At 60.9% G+C, this 20091-nt stretch carries 15 protein-coding genes; 5 read left to right on the forward strand and 10 right to left on the reverse strand.

What is annotated here, in order from left to right; translation table 11 throughout:
- The first annotated feature begins 6 nt into the window (after positions 1-6).
- The 5 genes from DHB74_RS07000 to DHB74_RS07020 are packed head-to-tail and all read left to right on the forward strand — an operon-like array spanning position 7 to position 5847.
- The gene (locus DHB74_RS07000) at positions 7-936 is read left to right on the forward strand and encodes a DUF58 domain-containing protein (RefSeq protein WP_136869850.1); all 930 of its coding nucleotides are present in this window, start codon (positions 7-9) and stop codon (positions 934-936) included.
- The gene (locus DHB74_RS07005) at positions 936-1400 is read left to right on the forward strand and encodes a DUF4381 family protein (RefSeq protein ID WP_051611299.1); all 465 of its coding nucleotides are present in this window, start codon (positions 936-938) and stop codon (positions 1398-1400) included. The genes DHB74_RS07000 and DHB74_RS07005 overlap by 1 nt, the downstream gene beginning before the upstream one ends.
- Positions 1390-2391 (forward strand): vWA domain-containing protein, encoded by a 1002-nt coding sequence (locus tag DHB74_RS07010; protein WP_499161099.1) that lies wholly within the window; start codon positions 1390-1392, stop codon positions 2389-2391. The genes DHB74_RS07005 and DHB74_RS07010 overlap by 11 nt, the downstream gene beginning before the upstream one ends.
- Positions 2384-4192, forward strand: a complete 1809-nt coding sequence (locus DHB74_RS07015; protein WP_499161100.1) for a VWA domain-containing protein — start codon at positions 2384-2386, stop codon at positions 4190-4192. The genes DHB74_RS07010 and DHB74_RS07015 overlap by 8 nt, the downstream gene beginning before the upstream one ends.
- Positions 4189-5847 carry a BatD family protein gene (locus DHB74_RS07020; protein WP_499161101.1) on the forward strand — a complete coding sequence of 553 codons (1659 nt, stop codon included), beginning with the start codon at positions 4189-4191 and terminating at the stop codon, positions 5845-5847. The genes DHB74_RS07015 and DHB74_RS07020 overlap by 4 nt, the downstream gene beginning before the upstream one ends.
- A 202-nt stretch (positions 5848-6049) precedes the next feature.
- Here the strand turns inward: DHB74_RS07020 and DHB74_RS07025 are convergent, their stop codons facing one another.
- The 10 genes from DHB74_RS07025 to DHB74_RS07070 all read right to left on the reverse strand — a co-directional run bounded on the left by DHB74_RS07025 (position 6050) and on the right by DHB74_RS07070 (position 20060).
- The gene (locus DHB74_RS07025; RefSeq protein ID WP_499161102.1) at positions 6050-8401 is read right to left on the reverse strand and encodes an efflux RND transporter permease subunit; all 2352 of its coding nucleotides are present in this window, start codon (positions 8399-8401) and stop codon (positions 6050-6052) included.
- Between the two features lie 55 nt (positions 8402-8456).
- Positions 8457-9569, reverse strand: coding sequence for a WD40/YVTN/BNR-like repeat-containing protein (locus tag DHB74_RS07030; RefSeq protein ID WP_083392493.1), 1113 nt, complete (start codon positions 9567-9569; stop codon positions 8457-8459).
- Between the two features lie 181 nt (positions 9570-9750).
- Positions 9751-12129 carry an efflux RND transporter permease subunit gene (locus DHB74_RS07035; RefSeq protein WP_036992398.1) on the reverse strand — a complete coding sequence of 793 codons (2379 nt, stop codon included), beginning with the start codon at positions 12127-12129 and terminating at the stop codon, positions 9751-9753.
- 436 nt (positions 12130-12565) lie between these two features.
- The gene (pepN, locus tag DHB74_RS07040; protein ID WP_499161103.1) at positions 12566-15220 is read right to left on the reverse strand and encodes an aminopeptidase N; all 2655 of its coding nucleotides are present in this window, start codon (positions 15218-15220) and stop codon (positions 12566-12568) included.
- A gap of 10 nt (positions 15221-15230) precedes the next feature.
- Positions 15231-16064, reverse strand: a complete 834-nt coding sequence (locus DHB74_RS07045) for a DUF2797 domain-containing protein (RefSeq protein ID WP_074779943.1) — start codon at positions 16062-16064, stop codon at positions 15231-15233.
- Complete coding sequence (locus tag DHB74_RS07050) at positions 16064-16336, reverse strand: YeaC family protein (protein WP_036992404.1); 273 nt, start codon at positions 16334-16336, stop codon at positions 16064-16066. Before DHB74_RS07050 ends, DHB74_RS07045 begins: the two co-directional genes overlap by 1 nt.
- Before the next feature lie 43 nt (positions 16337-16379).
- Positions 16380-17222 (reverse strand): rhomboid family intramembrane serine protease, encoded by an 843-nt coding sequence (locus DHB74_RS07055; RefSeq protein ID WP_074779945.1) that lies wholly within the window; start codon positions 17220-17222, stop codon positions 16380-16382.
- Positions 17219-18175 (reverse strand): metallophosphoesterase, encoded by a 957-nt coding sequence (locus DHB74_RS07060; RefSeq protein ID WP_074779947.1) that lies wholly within the window; start codon positions 18173-18175, stop codon positions 17219-17221. The genes DHB74_RS07055 and DHB74_RS07060 overlap by 4 nt, the downstream gene beginning before the upstream one ends.
- Positions 18176-18177: 2 nt before the next feature.
- Positions 18178-19062 (reverse strand): NAD(+) kinase, encoded by an 885-nt coding sequence (locus DHB74_RS07065; RefSeq protein WP_036992406.1) that lies wholly within the window; start codon positions 19060-19062, stop codon positions 18178-18180.
- 194 nt (positions 19063-19256) lie between these two features.
- The gene (locus DHB74_RS07070) at positions 19257-20060 is read right to left on the reverse strand and encodes a hypothetical protein (protein WP_499161104.1); all 804 of its coding nucleotides are present in this window, start codon (positions 20058-20060) and stop codon (positions 19257-19259) included.
- Positions 20061-20091: the final 31 nt, after the last annotated feature.

Below are 20091 nucleotides of genomic sequence, written 5' to 3' on the forward strand. Positions count from 1 at the left end.
ACAGACATGAGTGACGCCGCGGTCTACGTCACCCTCGACTCGTTGCTGGAGGAGCGCCGGCATTGCCGCGAACTACCACTGTCCGGGCGCCCGCTGCATTCCGGGCGTCAGGCCGGCCAGCAATTGTCGCGGTTGCGTGGCCGGGGCATCGATTTTGACCAGGTGCGCCTTTACCAGCCGGGCGATGACATTCGCAATATCGACTGGCGCGTGACCGCACGCACCCGCAAAGCCCATACCAAGGTTTTCAATGAAGAGCGCGAACGGCCGGTATTCATCATCTGCGAACAAAGCAGCCGGCTGTTCTTCGGCTCTCAGCTGTGTTTCAAATCGGTGCTGGCTGCAGAGGCCTGCGCCCTGATCGCCTGGATGGCGCTGGCACACAACGACCGCATCGGCGGTATGGTGTTCGATGCCGAGCAATGCCATGAGGTGCGCCCGCGTCGCAGTCGACGGGCGATCCTGCAGCTGTTCAGCCAACTGCTCAAAGCGAATCAGGCGCTGCAACCGAGCACCGCCCCGCCTGGCAGCGAACCGCTGAATCTTGCGCTACGCCACAGCCGCGAGGTGATTCGCCCCGGCAGTATCCTCTATCTGCTCTGCGATCACGCTGCCATCGATGGCTTGAGCCAGCCGCTGCTCAATGCCTTGAGCGCGCACAGTGATCTGGTGCTGTTGCCGATATTTGATCCACTGGAGGCCAGCCTGCCCAGCAGTCCAGGGCTGGAATTTGTGCAGGGTCAGCAGCGGCTTACACTCAACACCACCAATGCGTCGCTGCGTGAGGCCTGGGCCGCCCAATTCCTGACCCGCCAGCAAGGCTGGCAACGGCTCGCGAGCCGGTTGCGCTGCGGCTTGCAGCCGCTGGAGACCAGTCGCACGCCGATTGACCAGCTCCAGTTGATGTTGAGCATGTACGCGCGGAGGCGGCATTGATGGAACAGGCGCTTCAGGCACAACTTACCCACCCGGCGCTGCCGCCGCCTATCCCCTGGTGGCCCCCGGCCCCCGGCTGGTGGCTGCTGGTGATCGGTGTTCTGTTGATCGCCCTACTGCTGCCCTGGTTGCTGCGCCATGCCCGACGGCGGCAACGGCGGCAGCAGCGCCAGAGTTGGCGAGTAGTCGCGGATGTGCCGGCCAGCCTGCCGGATGCCCAGTGGTTGGCCGCGATCAACACCCGGATCAAGCAGTTGTTGAAGCAACGGGGCGATGTCGCGGCGACCCGGTTGTTTGGCGAGGCCTGGCTCGATTATCTCTGCAGCCGCTATCCGGGGGCCCAGCGCCAGGCGCTGCAACCGCTGGCGGCGGATCTCTACCGACCGCAGGTCGATCTGAGCCCGGCACAGCGCCAGGCCCTGCTCGCAGAGTTGCGCCGCTGGGTGCGCCATCATGATGTTTGAATTCCATTGGCCGCTGTGCTTCCTGTTGCTGCCGCTGCCCTGGCTGTATCGGCGCTGGCTGCCTCCGGCCGAAACCCGCTCTGCCGCATTGCAGGTCGGTTTCATGGAACGGCTGCAAGCGTTGCAACCGCTGGCAGCCCAGCCGGGCAGTCCCGGCCGCAAGTGGCCATATCTGGTGGTCTGGGCGCTGCTGGTCGTGGCCGCCGCCCGCCCCCAGCTACTGGGCGACAGCTTGCCCACGGCGGTCACCGGCCGCGACATGATGCTGGCCCTGGACCTGTCCGGCAGCATGGAGTTTCGCGATATGCAGCTGGACAATAAACCCGTTGATCGACTTACGCTGGTCAAACACCTGCTCGGTGAGTTTGTCGAACGCCGCCGGGGGGACCGCCTGGGGCTCATCCTGTTCGGCTCGCAGGCCTATGTCCAGGCGCCCCTTACCCATGACCGCCAGGCCATCGGCGAATGGCTCGACGAAAGTTTTATCGGCCTGGCCGGCCGTGAAACCGCGATCGGCGATGCCATTGGCCTCGCGATCAAACGGCTGCTGGACGAACCCGCCGCCAGCCGGGTGCTGATTCTGATCACCGATGGCGCCAATACCGCCGGCAGTGTCAGCCCGCTGCGCGCTGCCCGGCTGGCCGCGGAGCATGGCATCCGCATCTTCAGTATCGGCGTGGGTGCCGACACCCTGGCCCCGGATGGCGTCACGTCCAGTCTCTGGGGGTTGCAGTTCGATCCGTCCATCGAACTGGATGAGGTGAGCCTCCGAGAGATTGCCCACCTCACCGGTGGGGCCTATTTCCGCGCCCGCAACGAAGCCGATCTGCAAGCCATTTATCAACAGCTCGATACCCTGGAGCCAGCACTGCGCGAAGGCCTGCCCGATCGCCAGGCCACCCCACTGTATCCCTGGCCGCTGGCGCTGGCGCTACTGCTGAGCCTGACGTTATCCAGCTACATGGTACGCCGGAGTCACCAGCATGACTGAATTGCTCGGCCTGTCCTTCGCCCGCCCGCTGTGGCTGCTGGTCTTGCCACCGGCCGCCATTCTGCTGGTGCTGTTATACCAGCGCGGCTGGCGTCAATCGGGCTGGGAACAGTTGCTGCCCGCCTCGCTGCGGCCCTGGTTGCTGCAACAACATCCCGGCGGCAGTCACGCGCTGCGCTTTGCCCTTCTCGGGCTGACCTGGACCCTGGCAATCCTGGCGCTGGCCGGTCCGGTGATGGACAGCACCAGCCAACCCCGGCGGTTACCGGACAGTGCGGTGGTCATGGTGCTTGATGTATCGCGCAACATGCTGTCCGACGATCTTGCACCTGATCGCCTGCAGCGGGCCAAACACAAGATCCGTACCTTGATGCAGGACTATCCTGACAGCCAGCTGGGGCTGGTCGCGTTCGCCGGCAGCGCCCACCGGGTGAGCCCGCTGAGCCGGGATCGTAATACGCTGCGCAGCCTGCTGACGGCCCTGGACCCGGAAATTATGCCGATCGACGGCCAGAACCTGGACCAGGCGATGGTATTGGCCCGGCAAATGCTTTCCGGCCACCCACAGAGCACCTCGCAGATACTGCTGTTGACCAGCGGTCTGGATAGCCCGGAGCGTGAGGTATTGGCCAGCCATGCCCGGGAACTCGGCGCGCAACTGGCCATTCTGGGCATTGGCACCGCCTCCGGTGCGCCGGTTCCTCTGCCAGAGGGCGGTTTCATGCGCGACAGCGAGGGGCGTATCCTGTTGCCCCGGCTCAATGGTCAACAGCTGGCAGCGGTGGCCCGCCAGCATGGTAGTCGTTACCATGGCATCACGGTCGGCAATCGGGACCTGGATTACTTGCTACAGCCCTTGCGCACCACCACCGACGCCGATATGAGCGATCGTCGCCTGCCACTGGATCAAGGCCACTGGCTGGTGCTGCTGTTGTTGCCATTAGCCGCGCTAGGAGCACGGCGCGGCTGGTTAGGGGTACTCCTGATTGCGGCGCTGCTGCCACCACCAGCGCAAGCCCTGAGCTGGGCGGATCTCTGGCAACGCCCCGACCAGCAGGCAATGCAGCTACTCGAGCAACAGCAGCCCGCCGCGGCTGCCGAGCGTTTTAGCGATCCAGCCTGGCGCGCCTGGGCGTTATATCAGGCCGGAGACTACGAGCAAGCCGCCGCGGCCTGGGCAGCACTGGCCGCCACCGAGCCCGACAATGCTGAGCATCATTTCAACCGTGGTACCGCTCAGGCCATGGCCGGCGACTATCAACCGGCGCTGGAAGCCTACGAGCAGGCCCTGACCCGGGACCCGGGACATACCGCCGCGCGGCACAACCGCGGTATCATCGAGGCGCTGCTGGAGCAGCTGCGACAACAGCAGGCCGAACAGCAGCAACAGAAAGACGCCAGTGCTGAGGGAGACGCGGCCTCATCAGGGGAACAGCCTCGCACAACCGGCAGTCAAACGGCTGGGAACGGCAACGGCAAAGAGCCCACCCCCGCCGCGCCAACGTCCGCCCAGGGCAGCAATGCTGAAACGACGCCGGGCAGCACAACGCCGGCGACCGGAGCCGCGGCATCTGGCGATCTGAATAACGGCCAGGCTAGCCCCACCATGGGCAGTGGTCCGCAGCTGGAAGAAGGTGGCTCAACCAGCCCACGCGGCCCACAGCAGCAAAACAACAACGCAGCATTGGAACAGCGACAGGCACTGCAACAATGGCTCAGGGAGATTCCGGACGACCCGGCGGAGTTGTTGCGGCGCAAATTTCTCTATCAACATCTGCAGCAACAGGAACCGCCGCGATGATCAGATTGATAACACTGTGGCTGTTAGTGGTGCTCAGCCCCCTGGCCCACGCTGCTCTGGATGCCAGCGTCGACCGCACCCGGTTGGTGGAAGGTGAAGCCCTGGAGCTGACCCTGGAAACACCTTCGGCCAGCCGCCTGAGCGAGCTGGACCTGACCCCGCTGGAAGAAAACTTCGAAGTACAGCGCACCCGGCAATTGAGTCTGGTCAGCCAGATCGACGGCAAAACCACTCCCGTCACCCGTTGGGTAGTCACTCTGCTCCCCTTGCGCACCGGCTTCGTGGTCATCCCGCCGCTGCAGCTGGGCGCAGTGACGAGCCAGCCGGTCTCCCTGCAGGTACTGTCGGCAGCGCAGGCCGCCAGCGACAGCAGCGCGCAACTGGCACCGGTGTTCATCGACAGCGAAGTGGATATCGAAACGCCCTATGTGCAGGCCCAGGTATTGTTGACCCTGCGCATCTACCATTCGGTATCGCTGTTCGATGATTCCACCCTGAGCGGCCTGGACATACCCAATGCCCGCGTAGAGAGCCTGGGGCCGCCCCGGCATTTCGAGCGGACCATGAACGGAGTACGCCACGGCGTGATCGAGATGCGCTATGCCATCTTCGCCCAACAGAGCGGCGAGCTGGATATCCCCTCGCAACTGTTCAGCGCCACGGTATTGCAACCCACCAGCAATGAGCGATTCTCGGCGCGCACCGGCAAGCTGGTCCAAGTGCGCTCGCCGAGCATTCGCCTGCAGGTAAGACCTGTCCCTGACAGCTATCCTGCGGGCGCACCCTGGTTACCGGCGGCGGCGCTGAGCCTGAGCCAGACCTGGCAACCGGACCCCGGCATTGATCTGCTCAGTGGCGAGCCCCTGACACGAACATTGATCCTGGAAGCCAGCGGTCTGAATGCCAGCCAATTGCCGGCGCTGCAGAGTCTGACCACGGGCACGGTCGATGAACTGCGTCAGTATGCCGACCAACCACGATTGGAAAGCCGCAACAGTGATGAAGGTATCAGCAGCGCACGGCATGACAGCGCCGCGCTGGTCGCCCTGCAGGAGGGTTCCTATACCCTGCCGCCAGTCGTGGTCAACTGGTGGAATACCGAGCAGGACCGACTGGAGACTGCCACACTGGATGCGGTCACCCTGAACGTCAGTCGTAGTGGCGACTTTTCACCCACTGCCAGTCCGGTCAACTTTCCCACGGCCGAGTCCGCCCTGCTCTGGCCCTGGCAGTTGGCAACCGCACTACTGATACTGGCATTGGCGGCCAGTCTGTATTTTCTGCGTCAGGCCCGCCAGGCGCTGGCCGACTTCAGCCTACCGGAAGCCGAAGAAGACCTGGGTAACCAGGATCAGGGCAACCCCCTGGCGGACCTGCAGGCGGCCTGCCGGATCAACCAGCCGGCGGATGCCCGCAAGGCGCTGGAAGCCTGGGCGCGCCAGCAGCATGGCGAGGGGCTGATTGGCCTGGCACATAATTACCTGGAGTTGGAAGAGGCTCTCGACGAACTCAATGCCTGCCTGTTCGGCCGTGCTCACCATCCCTGGCGCGGCAAGCCGCTGTGGCGTGCCGTGCGTATGGTCATCCAGAGCCGCCGCCGGGAAGCGGAGGAAGAACAGGCCGCCAAACCCGAAGGGCTGTACCCCGAAGTCTGAACCCCCATCGCAAGTGCAGGTGCTGCCGGGACTCCCGCCCCCAGCAAATGCTACCTCATGATCATTGCCAGCCTGCGCCTGCCCCTTGTGTCGAGCTCGAACCCGCCACTCCATAGGCGGTGACTTTCCGGGAGACCCACCCACCGAACAAACAAAAAGGCCGCACGGTTACCCGGGCGGCCTTTCGTCCTGCTTGCACAGATCAGTTGCGCATCTTGTCCGGACGGAGCAGGAAGCGCGCCAGGGCCGGCAACAGCCACAGGGCACCGAACATATTCCACAGGAACATGAAGGTCAGCAGAATGCCCATGTCAGCCTGGAACTTGATCGCGGAGAAGATCCAGGTCGCCACACCGATGGCCAGGGTGAAACCGGTGAAGGTCACCGCCTTGCCCGTGGTTTTCAGGGTTTCGTAATAGGCTTCCTGCAGCGGCATCCCCTGACGCAGATAGGTCTCCAGGCGGCTGTAGATATAGATGCCGTAGTCGACACCGATCCCCACCCCCAGCGCGATCACCGGCAGGGTCGCCACCTTCACTCCAATGCCGAGGAACGCCATCAGCGCGTTGGCAAGGACCGAGGTCAGCGCCAGCGGAATGATGATGCAGAGCACCGCACGGATCGAGCGGAACGTCACCAGACACATCAGGATGACCACCGCATAAACGGTAAGCAGCATTTTCAGCTGGGACTTCTCGATCACGACGTTCGTCGCCGCTTCGATACCCGCATTACCGGCAGCCAGCTTGAAGGTGATGTTCTCGGTGTTGTATTCCTCGGCGAATTCCTCGACCGCAGCGGTAGCCCGGGTGAGCGTGTCAGCCTTGTGGTCGTTGAGGAAGATCATCACCGGTGCCAGTGAGCAGCTGGCATTGAACATGCCTTCAGGGGCGCGGCTGATCGCGGTGTTCAGGTTGTCCTGGTTACGCGACAGCGCCTGCCACTTCAGGCTGCCCTCGTTGTTACCCATGATCACCTGCTTGGCCACGGTCACCAACGATACCGCCGATTGTACACCGGCCAGGTTGCTCATGCGCCATTCCAGCTGGTCGATGGCTTCCATGGTTTCATAGGCCGAACACATCTCCGGCGGCGTACTGACCATGACCACCAGAACGTCGGAACTGGTCGAGTAGTTACGGATGATAAAATCGTTATCCAGGTTGTAGCGCGAATCGGCGCGCAGCTCCGGTGCACCCGGATCAAGATCGCCGATCTCGACGTTTTTACCGTAATAGATGCCGAAGGCAAAGCCGAGAATGGCCAGCACCACGGAAATCGGTGCCACCGCTGGATGGGCGAAGCCGGAAATGGACTGCCACAGCTTCTGCGGACGAGAAACCAGATCCCGGTTGCGCTGCACCGCACCCTTGCCGATACCGATATAGGACATCAGGATTGGCAGCAGCATCAGGTTGGTCAGGATGATCACACCCACCCCAACGGAAGCGGCAATACCCAGCTCGCGGATTACTTCAATCTCGATCAGCAGCAGGGTCACGAAACCCACACCGTCCGATACCAGCGCCACGATGCCCGGAATGTACAGCGAGCGAAAGGCGCGCCGGGCTGCGGTATAGGCATCATCCGCCCCGGCATATTCGATCGCCATGGCATTGATGATCTGCACGCCGTGGGAGATACCGATGGCGAATACGAGGAACGGTACCAGAATCGAATAAGGGTCCAGACCGAAGCCCATGGTACGCAACAGGCCGAGCTGCCAGATTACCGCGATAACCGAGCAGACCAGCGTGGTGAGCGAGCTTTTCAGGCAGCGAGTAAAGATCAGCAGCAGCACGAAGGTAATCAGCAGCGCCGCGCCGAAGAACATCACCACCTTGATGATACCGTCGATCAGGTCGCCGACCTTCTTGGCAAAGCCGATGATGTGGATGCTGATATTCGGGTTCTCGTTCTGGAACTCGCTGCGGATCTTCTCTTCCAGCAGGCGGGAGAACTCACCGTAATCCAGGCGGATCTGCTCCGACTGGTTTTCCGGGTTGGGATAGGATTCCTGCAGCGGCACATCGATGATGGTGGACTTGAAGTTATTCGCCACCAACCGACCGATTTCACCCGACTTGAGAATATTGACACGCAGCTCTTCCAGATCTTCTGCTGTCAGGTAAGCGGGCTTGCTGGCAACCGGACCACCGTCGAAACCGTATTCGGTCACTTCGGTCCAGCGCACGTTCGGTGTCCATAGCGACCGCAGATTGGCACGGTCCACGCCAGGCAGGAAGAACACCTCATCGTTGATGCGCTTGAGGGTCTCCATGTATTCGGTAGAGAAGATGTCGCCATCTTCAATGGCAACCGCAATCCGGATGGAGTTGCCGAGATTGCCCATATCGTCCTGATGCTCGATCATGTTGACGATATAGGGGTGTTCGAGGGGGATCATCTTCTCGAAGCTGGTGACCGGGCGGACCTGGGTCGCCTGAAAACCGAAAAAGATGGTCAGTGCCGCAAAGATCAGCAGCATGATCAGTCGGTTATTGAAGATGACACGCTCCACAAGTGGAGCGGTCTCCTGATGGTGTTTCGACATCCAGATTCTCCTGGCTTTAATTCTTCTTTGCACGAACGTCATCGTTCGCGGCGGTTTATTCTTCTTCTGCCGTCGGTACGGGCAGGGTCAGTGCAGTACCGCCAGCCGCCGACATGCCTTTCCCATCCGCCTTCACAGCGCCTCGCTGCCCTACCAGCACGATACTGCCGTCCTGCAGGCCAAACGCATTCGCCAGCGCCACCCGATCCGGGCGCACAGTCACCTGGAAACTGCGTCCATGATCATCGCTGACAACAACCACGCCACCAGTACCGACCACGATCAAACGACCATCAGCCGCAAGCTGCCCTCCCGACAGGGTCGCCTCCAACTCGCCGTTATTGGGCGTCAGCAGCTCGACCTGCTCCCAGCTTTCACCGAAATCAGTGGAACGGAACATGTTGCCGCGCAAACCCCACGCCAGCACCACACCGGGTTCGCCAGTACCGGCAACGCCAAACCAGGAACCGTCATAGGGCATGTCCGTCAGGGTTTCCCAGGTATCGCCGAAGTCGGCCGAACGGTACATCGTGCCCATTTCGCCGACCAGGAACAGTCCGGTGTCCTTGACGACCGTCAGGGCGTTGTAATGGAAACCATCTGGGTTATCGATATCGAAGGACACATCTTCCCAGGTCTGACCGCCATCCTCAGTACGCAGGAAAAGGCCATAGGCGCCCACGGCGAAGCCGGTCCGGGTATCACGGAACCAGACGTCCATCAGTGGTTTTTCCAGGAAGCCGAAACCTTCATCGTCCGGCGCATCGATTTCCGGATCACGGTATTGCACCGCCCAGCTTTCACCACCGTCAGAGGAATGCAGAATCAGCGAGTCGTGGCCCACCGCCCAGCCGTTGCGCTCATCGACGAAATCCACGGCAGTAAGCAGTTGGCGCGTCGGAGCCGGCGCCTGTAACCAGTTGCCACCCTGATCATCGGAATAGACTATATGGCCGCGTGAACCGACCGCCACCAGACGCTGGCCGGCCTGCTCGATGTCAAGCAGCAGAGATTTGCTCGCTTTCAGCGAAATAATTGCTGGTTTGAGATCGTCGCTGGCAACATCCTGTGCCATGGCCAGCGAGGCGGGCCCCATTAGTGCACCGGACAACCCCAGCGTCATGATGATTCTGCGAGATGAAACGCGCCAGGAATTTGGCTCGTGCATAGTCCTTCCCCTTTGTTCTTATAGACTCTCTGCCGATTGGCATGTCTGCCGAATACTATCGAGCTTTGACAAGGTCCGCCAACCGGGCTTGGTTATCTTTTGTTAATCATGTCGATGATAATGACTCGGCGCCGATCCCTTCCGATCGTCGCCAAAGTCGCCATATTCACTGCAAACTCATTCAATGTTGCAGAAAGGATTCCTTCTTGTTGCGGATTTTCTCGGGATTGATAAGGAAGCGGGCCAGCGCTGGCAACAGCAGCATCGCGCCGAACATGTTGACGATGAACATGAAGGTCAGCATCAGTCCCATATCAGCCTGGAACTTGATCGCGGAGAAGATCCAGGTCGCCACGCCGATGGCCAGACACAGGCCGGTGAACAATACCGCTTTCCCGGTGGAGCGCAGGGTCTGGTAATAGGCTTCCTGCAACGGCATGCCAGCGCGCAGGAAACTTTCCAGACGACTGTATATATAGATACCGTAGTCCACCCCGATACCCACCCCCAGCGCGATCACCGGTAAGGTCGCGACCTTCATGCCGATTCCCAGGAAGGCCATCAGCGCGTTACCCAGTACGGATGTCAGGATCAGTGGCAGAACAATACAGATGGTCGCCGGGAACGAGCGGAAGGTGAACAGGCACATGGCCCCAACCCAGATGTATACCAATACCAGGATGGTCAGCTCGGACGTCGCGATGATTTCGTTGGTCGCCGCTTCGATACCGGCATTGCCTGCCGCCAGCTTGAATTTCAGCGTGTCGGTATCGTATTCCTCGGCGAAGGCCTTGACCTCGTCGGTCGCCCGCTCAAGGGTCTCGGCCTTGTGATCGTTGAGATAGATCAGCACCGGTGCCAGCGAACAGGCACTGTTGAACATGCCCTCCGGGGCCCGGCTGATCGCGGTATTGAGGTTATCCTGGTTGCGTGACAGCCCCTGCCACTTCAGATTGCCCTCGTTATTGCCCATGATCACCTGCTTGGCCACCGTCACCAGCGATACCGTCGACTGCACGCCAGGCACATTGTTCATGCGCCATTCCAGCTGATCGATTGCCTCCATGGTCTTGTAGGCTGAGCACATCTCCAATGGGGTTTCCACCATCACCACCAGGATGTCGGAACTGGTGGAATAGTTGCTGATGATGAAGTCGTTATCGAGGTTGTAGCGCGAATCGGCATGCAATTCCGGCGCCCCTGGATCCAGATCGCCAATCTGCAGATTAGCCTTCTGATAGAGGAAGCTGCCGACCCCGGCGACCAGACCCAGAATCACGATCACCGGCGCCAGACGCGGATGCGCGACATTGGACAGAGCACGCCAGAACGGATGCTCGCGCACGGCATCACGCTTGCTGCGCTCGATTGCCCGTTTGCTGATCCCCATATAGGAAATCGCCACCGGCAGCATGATCAGGTTGGTGAACACGATCACCGCCACACCCAGCGATGCGCCGATGGCCAGCTCATGAATCACGCCGATGTCCAGGATCAGCAGCGCGATGAACCCCACGGCGTCGGCCAGGATGGCGATCATGCCAGGCAGGAACAGTTGGCGGAAGGTGCGCCGGGCAGCCATCAGAGCGCTGTCAGCGCCACCGGATTGCAAGGCGATACCGTTGATCTTCTGGACGCCATGGGAGATACCGATGGCAAAGATCAGAAACGGCACCAGCATCGAATAGGGGTCCAGTCCGAAACCGACCAGGTGGATCAGGCCGAGCTGCCAGACCACCGCTATCAGCGTCGTGACCAATACCGAGATGGTGCTGCGGATACACCAGGTGAACCAGTACAGCAGGCAGAAGGTAATGCCGACCGCGACGGCAAAGAACAACATCACCGCCGTCAGGCCCTCAATCAGATCACCGACCTTCTTGGCGAAGCCGACGATATGGATCTGGATGTTCGGGTTCTCATCCTGGAACTCATTACGGATCTTCTGCTCCAGCATGTCGGAGAACTGACCGTAATCCAGACGCATGAGCTCGGACTGATTTTCCGGGTTGGGATAGTATTCCTGCAGCGGCACTTCGATGATGCTGGATTTGAAGTTATTCGCCACCAGACGACCGATTTCCCCGGACTTGAGCACATTGATGCGCAGCTCGTCGAGGTCGTCCTCGGTTTCATAAGAAGGTCGGCTGGCCACCGGGCCGCCATCAAAGCCGTATTCGGTCACCTCGGTCCAGCGTACGTTCGGCGTCCACAAGGAGCGCAGCCCCGCCCGGTTCACACCCGGCAGAAAGAACACCTCGTCATTGATGCGCTTGAGCGTTTCCATGTATTCGCTGGAGAAGATATCCCCTTCCTTGATGGATACCGCGATACGGATGGAATTGCCCAGGCTCGCCAGATCATCCTGATGCTCGAGCATATTGACGATGTAGGGGTGTTCGAGCGGAATCATCTTCTCGAAGCTGGTATCGGGCCTGACCTTGGTGGCCTGATAGCCGAGAAACAGGGTCACCAGCGCAAACAGCACCACAACCGTCAACCGGTGATTGAAAACCAGACGCTCCATGAAGGTAGCTTCTTCCTGATCATTCTGGGACATCCAGACTCTCCTGGCTGTAATTATTATTGTCAGACTGCGGATAAGAGCACTGAAAAGCCTGCCTGGTGATCACGACTCGGGAGGAGGACGTGCTGGCAGGACCATGCGCGGTGCGCATGCAACCCAAGGATGCAGAATGAACAAGCACAAGAAAGGAGAGCGGCTCCATTGGAGCGATACGGATCACTGTCGTGGGACAGCGCGGCGCAAACCTGTTCCTTCAGGAAATTACGCATGGAGACCCCTTGTTGTTATTGGTCACCCTGAGTGATCGGGTGACTTATCTTAGAGCGAATCGGGTAGCCCACCAATGCCTCATCGGTAATCTTTTGTAATCCATTTACCGACCAGAACAAAACCGCATTCTGTATCAATGAAAGCGTTGATGCAAGAACGCGTCGGACAGCCTGATCGGCTCTCCGACGCTTCATCCACGTCAGGCCAGGGACTTGCTGACCACCTCGTAGACATCCGGCGACAGGTCATCGCTCGCCAGGATGCGCGCCAGCTCAGCCTTCATCAGCAACTGGCGGGGCTCATCGAATTTGCGCCAGCGGGTCAGCGGCGTCAGCATCCGCGAGGCGATCTGCGGGTTGAGCCGGTTCAGCTCGATGATCTGGTCCGCAACGAAACGGTAACCAGCGCCATCGGCACGATGGAAGTTGGCCAGGTTCTGATTGGCAAAGGCACCGATCAATGCCCGTACCTTGTTCGGGTTACGCAAGGTGAAGGCTGGGTGCTTCATCAACCCCTGCACCCGCTCCAGGCCACCGGGCAGCGGGCTGGCGGCCTGGATGCTGAACCACTGGTCCATGACCAGCGGATAGGCATTCCAGCGCTGGGCGAACTCTTCCAGGGCGGCGTGCTTCTGTTGCTCGTGGGGCGAATTGACCAAGGCCACCAATGCCGCCTGACGGTCGGTCATGTTGCCGGCCTCGACAAATTGCTGCACGCATACCGACAACGCTTCGGAAGACTCGGTCAGCATCAGATAGCCAAGCAGCGTATTGCGCAGACTGCGGCGCGCCATGGATTCGGCATCGGCGCGGTAAGCGCCGGCGCCATCGCCCAGCTGCCGGAATCGCGACCACATGGTCTCGACCAAGGCGGTTGCCAGCTCCCGGCGCACCCAGTCACGGACATGGTGGATGGCCTCGACATCAGCCTCCTCGGCCAGCTCCACCAGGTAGGCTTCAGACGGCAGGCGCAGGATTTCGGCCACCATCGCCGGGTCGAGGCTGTCATCCTTCAGTACCGCGCGATGCACTTCGAGCAACCGCTGGTCCAGTAACAAGGGCCGTCCGGCCTGGTGAATCCCGATCAGCCCCTGCAGCACATCCACTGCCAGCGACTGCGCCGCCTCCCAGCGATTGAAGCCATCCGGGTCATGCATCGCAAGAAACACCCGATCATCCCGGGAATAGGGATAAACCAGCTTGACTGGCGCCGAGAAGCCGCGCAACAGCGACGGCAGCGGCTCTTCGCGGACGTTCTCGAAGACGAACAGCTGCTCGGCCTCGGTCACGGCCAACACGGTTTCCGTACCACGAGCCTGCGTTTCACCGGCCAGCTGCAGCGGCATTTCGCGCCCCTCGCCGTCCAGCAATGCCAGGCGCAGCGGAATCACGAAGGGTAGTTTCTCGGTCTGACCCGGGGTTGCCGGGCAGCTCTGCCGGCACAGCAACTGGAAGGTCGAGCTCGCCGCATCATAGCGACCGTCGACCTGGAGTACCGGGGTACCCGCCTGACTGTACCAGCGCTTGAATTGAGTGAAATCCGCCTCGTTGGCATCTTCCAAGGCAGTAATGAAATCGTCACAGGTCACTGCCTGACCATCATGGCGCTCGAAGTACAGATCAGTACCTTTGCGGAAACCCTCGGCACCCAGCAGCGTGTGCAGCATGCGCACCACTTCCGCGCCCTTCTCATAGATCGTCAGGGTATAGAAGTTGGATATTTCCATATAAGAGTCGGGGCGCACCGGATGCGCCATGGGCCCGGCGTCCTCGGCGAACTGGTTGGCCCGCAGGAAGGTGACATCCTCGATGCGCTTGACCGTGCGCGAGTTCATGTCAGCGCTGAATTCGGCATCACGAAAAACCGTGAAACCCTCCTTCAGCGACAGCTGGAACCAGTCGCGACAGGTAACCCGGTTGCCGGACCAGTTGTGGAAATATTCATGGGCAACCACCGCCTCGACCCGCTGGAACGCCATATCGGTGGCGGTATCGGGGTGGGCCAGCACGCAACTGGAGTTGAAGATGTTCAACCCCTTGTTTTCCATCGCGCCCATATTGAAGTCGTTGACCGCAACGATCATGAAGATATCCAGATCATACTCGCGCCCATAGACTTCTTCGTCCCAGCGCATGGAGCGCTTGAGGCTATCCATGGCGTGGCCGCACTGCTCGCGGTTCTCCGGTTCAACATAGATACGCAGCTCGACTTCCCGGCCGCTCATCGTAGTGAAGCTGTCATCGATACGGTACAGATCGCCGGCGACCAGGGCGAACAGATAGGCTGGCTTGGGGAACGGATCTTCCCATGTCGCCCAGTGCCGACCACCTTCGTGCTCACCACTGGCGATCAGGTTGCCGTTGGACAGCAGCACCGGATAGCTCCCACGCTCAGCCATCACCGTGGTAGTGAACCGGCTCATCACATCCGGGCGGTCCAGGTAATAGGTGATCTTGCGAAACCCCTCGGCTTCACACTGGGTACAGAACATGCCCCCGGACTTGTACAGACCTTCCAGCGCGGTATTGTTCTGCGGCTCAATACGGGTAGTGATCGCCAGCTCGAACTCGCGCGCCTGCGGCTGCAGCGTCAGACTGGAATCGTCCACCTGCCAGGCATCGGCCGTCAGCGCCTGTTCGTCCAGCGCCACGCTCTGCAACACCAGGTCCTGGCCGTGCAGCACCAATGGCGGCAGCGCTCCACCCTCCCCCGCGGCATTGGCACGCATGGCCAGGCGGCTGTGCACCAGGGCATGGTCCTCGAACAGTTCGAAGGTCAGGTGGGTTTCATCGATCAGATAATCGGGCTGTCTGTAGTCCGTGAGGTGAATGGTCGTGGGTTGTTCGGTACGCATGGAAGACTCCTCAGGACACACTGAAAGCCATAGAGTAGGCAGTGTATTTGCGAATATTGATGACCGCGGTATCCAGCAACAGATATTGACCCTTGATGCCAAGCAAGGTGCCTTCCAATACCGGCTCCTTGTCCAGGTTGGCCGATTGCGGCTTGGCACTGTACTCCAGCACCGGATAGCGGATGTCCTGCACCTGGGCATCAGGCAACGGCTGGATGGCCTGCAGACCGAAGCGGGCCTGCAACGCCTCAACCCCCTCACGGGCGCCCGCCAGCAAGCGATCACGTTCGGCGATCAGATCAAGCGGTTCCGGCTCGCCGCGCAGCAGCGCCCGCCAGTTGGTCTTGTCGGCCACCTGCTCGCGCAACAGGTCTTCCACCAGCCCGGATTGCTGCCGGGTCGCCACTCGCAGGATCGGCAATGCCTGGCTGGCGCCCTGATCAATCCAGCGGGTCGGGATCTGGGTGGCGCGGGTAATGCCGACCTTCAACCCCGAGGAGTTGGCCAGATAGACGATATGGTCGGTCATGCAGAACTGCTCACCCCAGGCCGGCTCGCGGCAGGTGTTCAACTCGTAGTGGCAGCGTTCCGGGCTCATGATGCAGACGTCACAGCGTGCCAGCTTGGTCATGCAGGGGTAACAGTAGCCCTGGCTGTAGCTTTTCTTGGTTCGCCGGCCGCAGTGCATGCAATGGATTTCACCCAGTGCCTGCAACCGTATCGTGCGGCCGAGCAGCTGATTCAATGGTACCTGTTGCTCGCCCAGGGGCAGGCTGTAATCGACGGGTTCACCCAGAGCCCCAAGCAGCTTGCGGATGCTGCCCTCACCACTGACGAACGACATCAGTGCAGGGTGCCCTTGGCGGGGGTAAACAGGGATTCGTCAAGATTGGACGGCGCCTTCGCCTGGTTCTTGCAGGTCTGGCCGATATAACCGGTGCGCTCTTCTTCCGGCAGATTGTCCATTTCCCAGGCAATGATCGCCTGCAGGCACAATTCCTTCTGCTCCTGGGTCAGCTTGCGGCCGTCGGACCACTTGCCCAATTCGATGGCCTGCTTGAGGCTCTCGTACACCTCGGGAGAGATATTGCGCAACATGTCGATAAAGGTATTCATGGGTTCTCCGGAGCATGGTTCATTAGCCGGGCATTGTACCTTGTCAGCGCATGCGCTGCAGGCCGCCGGCGATCGCGCCGCACAGGGAGCCGATGACCAGCCCGCCGACATGGGCCGCATTGGCAATGGCGCCGAAACCGAGCATCGTCACCACACCGGACAGGCACAGCACCAGCCAGCCGAGCATCATCACCACCACGCCCCGGGGCAGATCGAAATGCACGTTTGGCGCCAGCGTCTGATACAGCCAGCAATAGCCCAGCAGGCCGTAGAGTACCCCCGACAAGCCGCCAAAGAGCGCCGGCCCGCCGAACAACCATTGCGCGGTATTGGAGATCACTGCGAATAACAGCGTCAGGCCGAGCAGCCACCAGCCGCCGGAGCGCAATTCGATACGCCGGCCCAGCTCCCAGTACCAAAGGGCATTGAACGCCAGGTGCAGCCAGCCAAAATGCAGGAACATCGGTGCCACCAGCCGCCACCATTGATCCATATCCGGTGCCGCAGCGATGTAGCCGGCAGGCGTAACCGGCGTAAAGGTGAACAGGACAACGGTCTGGATGTTACTCCCCAGCCCGGTGATCAGCGCCACCACCGCAGTGACCAGAAGCACCAGCAGAGTGACCGGGATCAGCCGCGCCATCCGCTGCCAGGCCAGCCGCGGCGGTCGGCGTGGCGCGGCGGGTGTCGAATCGGCGACCGGCTCCGGCACGCCCTGGGTATACAGCCCGCGAACAATGGCCGCATCCGCCTCGTTGCGGGTCCAGATCACCTGCTGGCCCCGCTCTTCAGTGATCCGGTGCGCCACCCCCCGCGCCCGGAGAAAATGGGTCAGGCTGCTCAGGTCCTCATCCAGCCGGCACTGCAAGGCACGATACATGCTCATCTCACATCCACCCAGACGAAATGGTCACGCAGCAGCTCCGTCTCGCCGCTCCAACGGTAAGCGGCCAGCTTGCCGAACTTGACCGCGCTGTAGTCCAGGCACGCCAGGTTCGCCCGGATGGCACGCGGTTCGCCCTCCTGCCAGTAGTGGCCGACGAACAGCGGCGGTTCATCAGCACCGTAGATCAGCAGCTCCGCCTTCTGCCGGTCGGTCAGCGGGCGGATGGCGATATGCTCGGGCAGGCCGTCGGGCTGGAACACGATATCACCGTAGGTCTGCGGCGCTTCTTCCCAGAACTTGGTGCGGAACATGGCCCGGGTGACGCCATCGCGTCCGGTCATGGTCAGGCCATGGGGCAGCGGCATGCCGGTACCACGCAGCAGGCGATCGAATACCTGATCGGCAAAGCCATCGCGTTCAACCGATGCCTGCACGAACTCGATATCCGGACAGGCGTCGGGATATTGCGCGGTGAATGATCTGATCAGTTCGTCATCCCAACAGGCATGCACCAGGCGGAACTGGCCCATATCCAGGTACAGCGGCAGGGTCCAGAACCAGTCGATGAAGTCATCCCATTCAGCCTGCCGGTTGGCAAACTGGTCCAGCGTGGCCTGGATCTGGCGGCGGTTGCGGTCGGTATGCTCGCGCACATATCGCCGACCGCTACCGGCTGATGCCGGCGTCACCCAACCCAGGGCATTGAATTCGTGGTTACCCATGATGCAACGGGCCGCGCCCGCTTCCACCATGTCGCGCACCAGATGCAGCGCTTCGCGGATACGCGGCCCCCGGTCGATGATGTCACCGAGAAACAGTGCCTGGCGCTGCGGGTGTCGCCAGATACCACTGACTCGCGCATAGCCCATCTGTTCCAGCAGCGCTTCCAATGTGTGCGCGCAACCATGCACATCGCCAATGATGTCGTAGCCCTGCCTATGCTCTACCGCCATGCTCATCGCTCCGTCAGGCGGCTGCTCCAGCCCAATTTGCTGCGACAGATGGAATAGAAGTTGTGATCCAGTGGGTGAATCAATCGCAGCTTCTGCGGCTTCTTGCGGATAATCAGGGTGTCACCCGGCGCGCAAGCAATATGCACCTGCCCATCGCAACTGACCTGGGGATAGATGCCATTCTGCTTGGAAATCCGCACCCGCAGTTCGCTGTTGCCGTCAACGACGATGGGGCGGCTGGACAGGGTATGCGGAAACATCGGCACCAACACCACGGCATCCAGCTTGGGATGCATGATCGGCCCGCCGGCAGAGAGTGAGTAGGCGGTGGAGCCCGTGGGCGTGGCCACGATCAGTCCGTCGGACTTCTGACTGTAGACGAACTGGCCATCCACATGCAGTTCGAACTCAATCATCCGCGCCGACTTGCCCGGGTGCAGCACCACGTCATTGAGCGCTTCGCTGCTGCCCAGGTGTTCGTCATCCCGGCAGACGAAAGCATCAAGCAGAAATCGTGATTCGACCAGATACTTGCCAGTCAGCACATCGCCGACCCGCTCCTCCAGTTCGTCTGGAGAGATGTCGGTAAGAAAGCCCAGCCCGCCACGGTTGACCCCCAACACCGGCACATCAAAGCGGCACAGTGCCCGCGCCGCACCCAGCAGGCTGCCATCACCGCCGACGACGATTACCAGGTCACAGATCTCGCCCATCATCATCCGGGTGCAGACCTGCAGCTGATGCCCCGGCAGCAGATCCGCCACGGCATCTTCGAGAATGACGGTATGTCCTTTATCCAGCAGGAAACGCTTGAGGCGTCGCACGGTATCCACGACCTGACCGCTGCCCAGACGTCCGATCAATCCGATATTGCGGAAATGCTCCATACACCACTCGCTATGTTTGGCTGAGAAATTCCGCACCAGGGTTTCAAGAAGCTCTGAATGCTTCTGTGCCGGCTTCTTGAAGCACGGAGAATGGCTCAATTATCCGCAGCCAGCAGGATTCTGGCAAATACAGAGCCTTTGAATAACGTAGCGAGCAAGGTCAGGCCGAGCGCAGTAGCTGGCGCTTCCTCGGTTTACTGAGTATCGGCCGCTGTCCGATTCTGCAATCGGCTCACTTCACGACGCAACGCGGCATTGGCCTTCTGTTGTTCAGCCAGCTCGTGTTTGATGTCCAGCAGCTCGCCCTGGGCGACCGACAATTGTTCGGCGTGCTGGATACGCTGGTTTTCCAACTGCTGACGATGAACCTGCTCCTGCACGCTGAGACGACTGCTCAGCTCGGTAATCTGGCGAAGGTACTCAGCCGCCTCGCCTGCGTGGGCCTGTTTAAGCGCTGCCAGCTCAGCAGCCAGGTCCCCGTCGGGTGCAGTAGCATGATCCGCGACCGGCACCGGAGTGCCGCCGTACCAGGTATCCTCGGCGGCGACCTGCAGATTATCCGTGGCCAGCACCGCCCGAGCCTCTTCGTCCTCGCCGAGAATGCCCAGGGCATTACGGGTTACCGCCTGCTTGATCAGGCTGAGATCGGCCTTGCCGCTGCGTTGACGCGGCTTCCACATGCCGGCACGGTATGCGTTGGTGCTGCAGAAGCCGAGACAGGCCAGCCGAATGGGGCCACCGCCCATATCCGGCCCTCGCCCAGCCTTCTCCGCCAGGTGCCGCAGCGGCATGTTCCACAGTCGGTTGACCTGGCCATCCAAGTCGAAGTCGAGGGTAAAAAACACGGCTGCGCGGACATGCAAGCGATGGTTGATCTGCAAAAACACCGCCTCGACGGTCTCATCGGCACACTCAGGTGCAGCGACCAGCCCATCGAGCAGTGCTTCAAACTCAGGAAACAGCATTTCCCGCGAGATGCCATGTTCAGAAAAAAACATTACCGCTTCAGTCAGCAACGGCTTCTGTATT

The sequence above is a fragment of the Pseudomonas sp. G11-1 genome, assembly GCF_024031555.1.
In the GTDB taxonomy this organism is placed as follows: Bacteria; Pseudomonadota; Gammaproteobacteria; order Pseudomonadales; family Pseudomonadaceae; genus Halopseudomonas; species Halopseudomonas bauzanensis.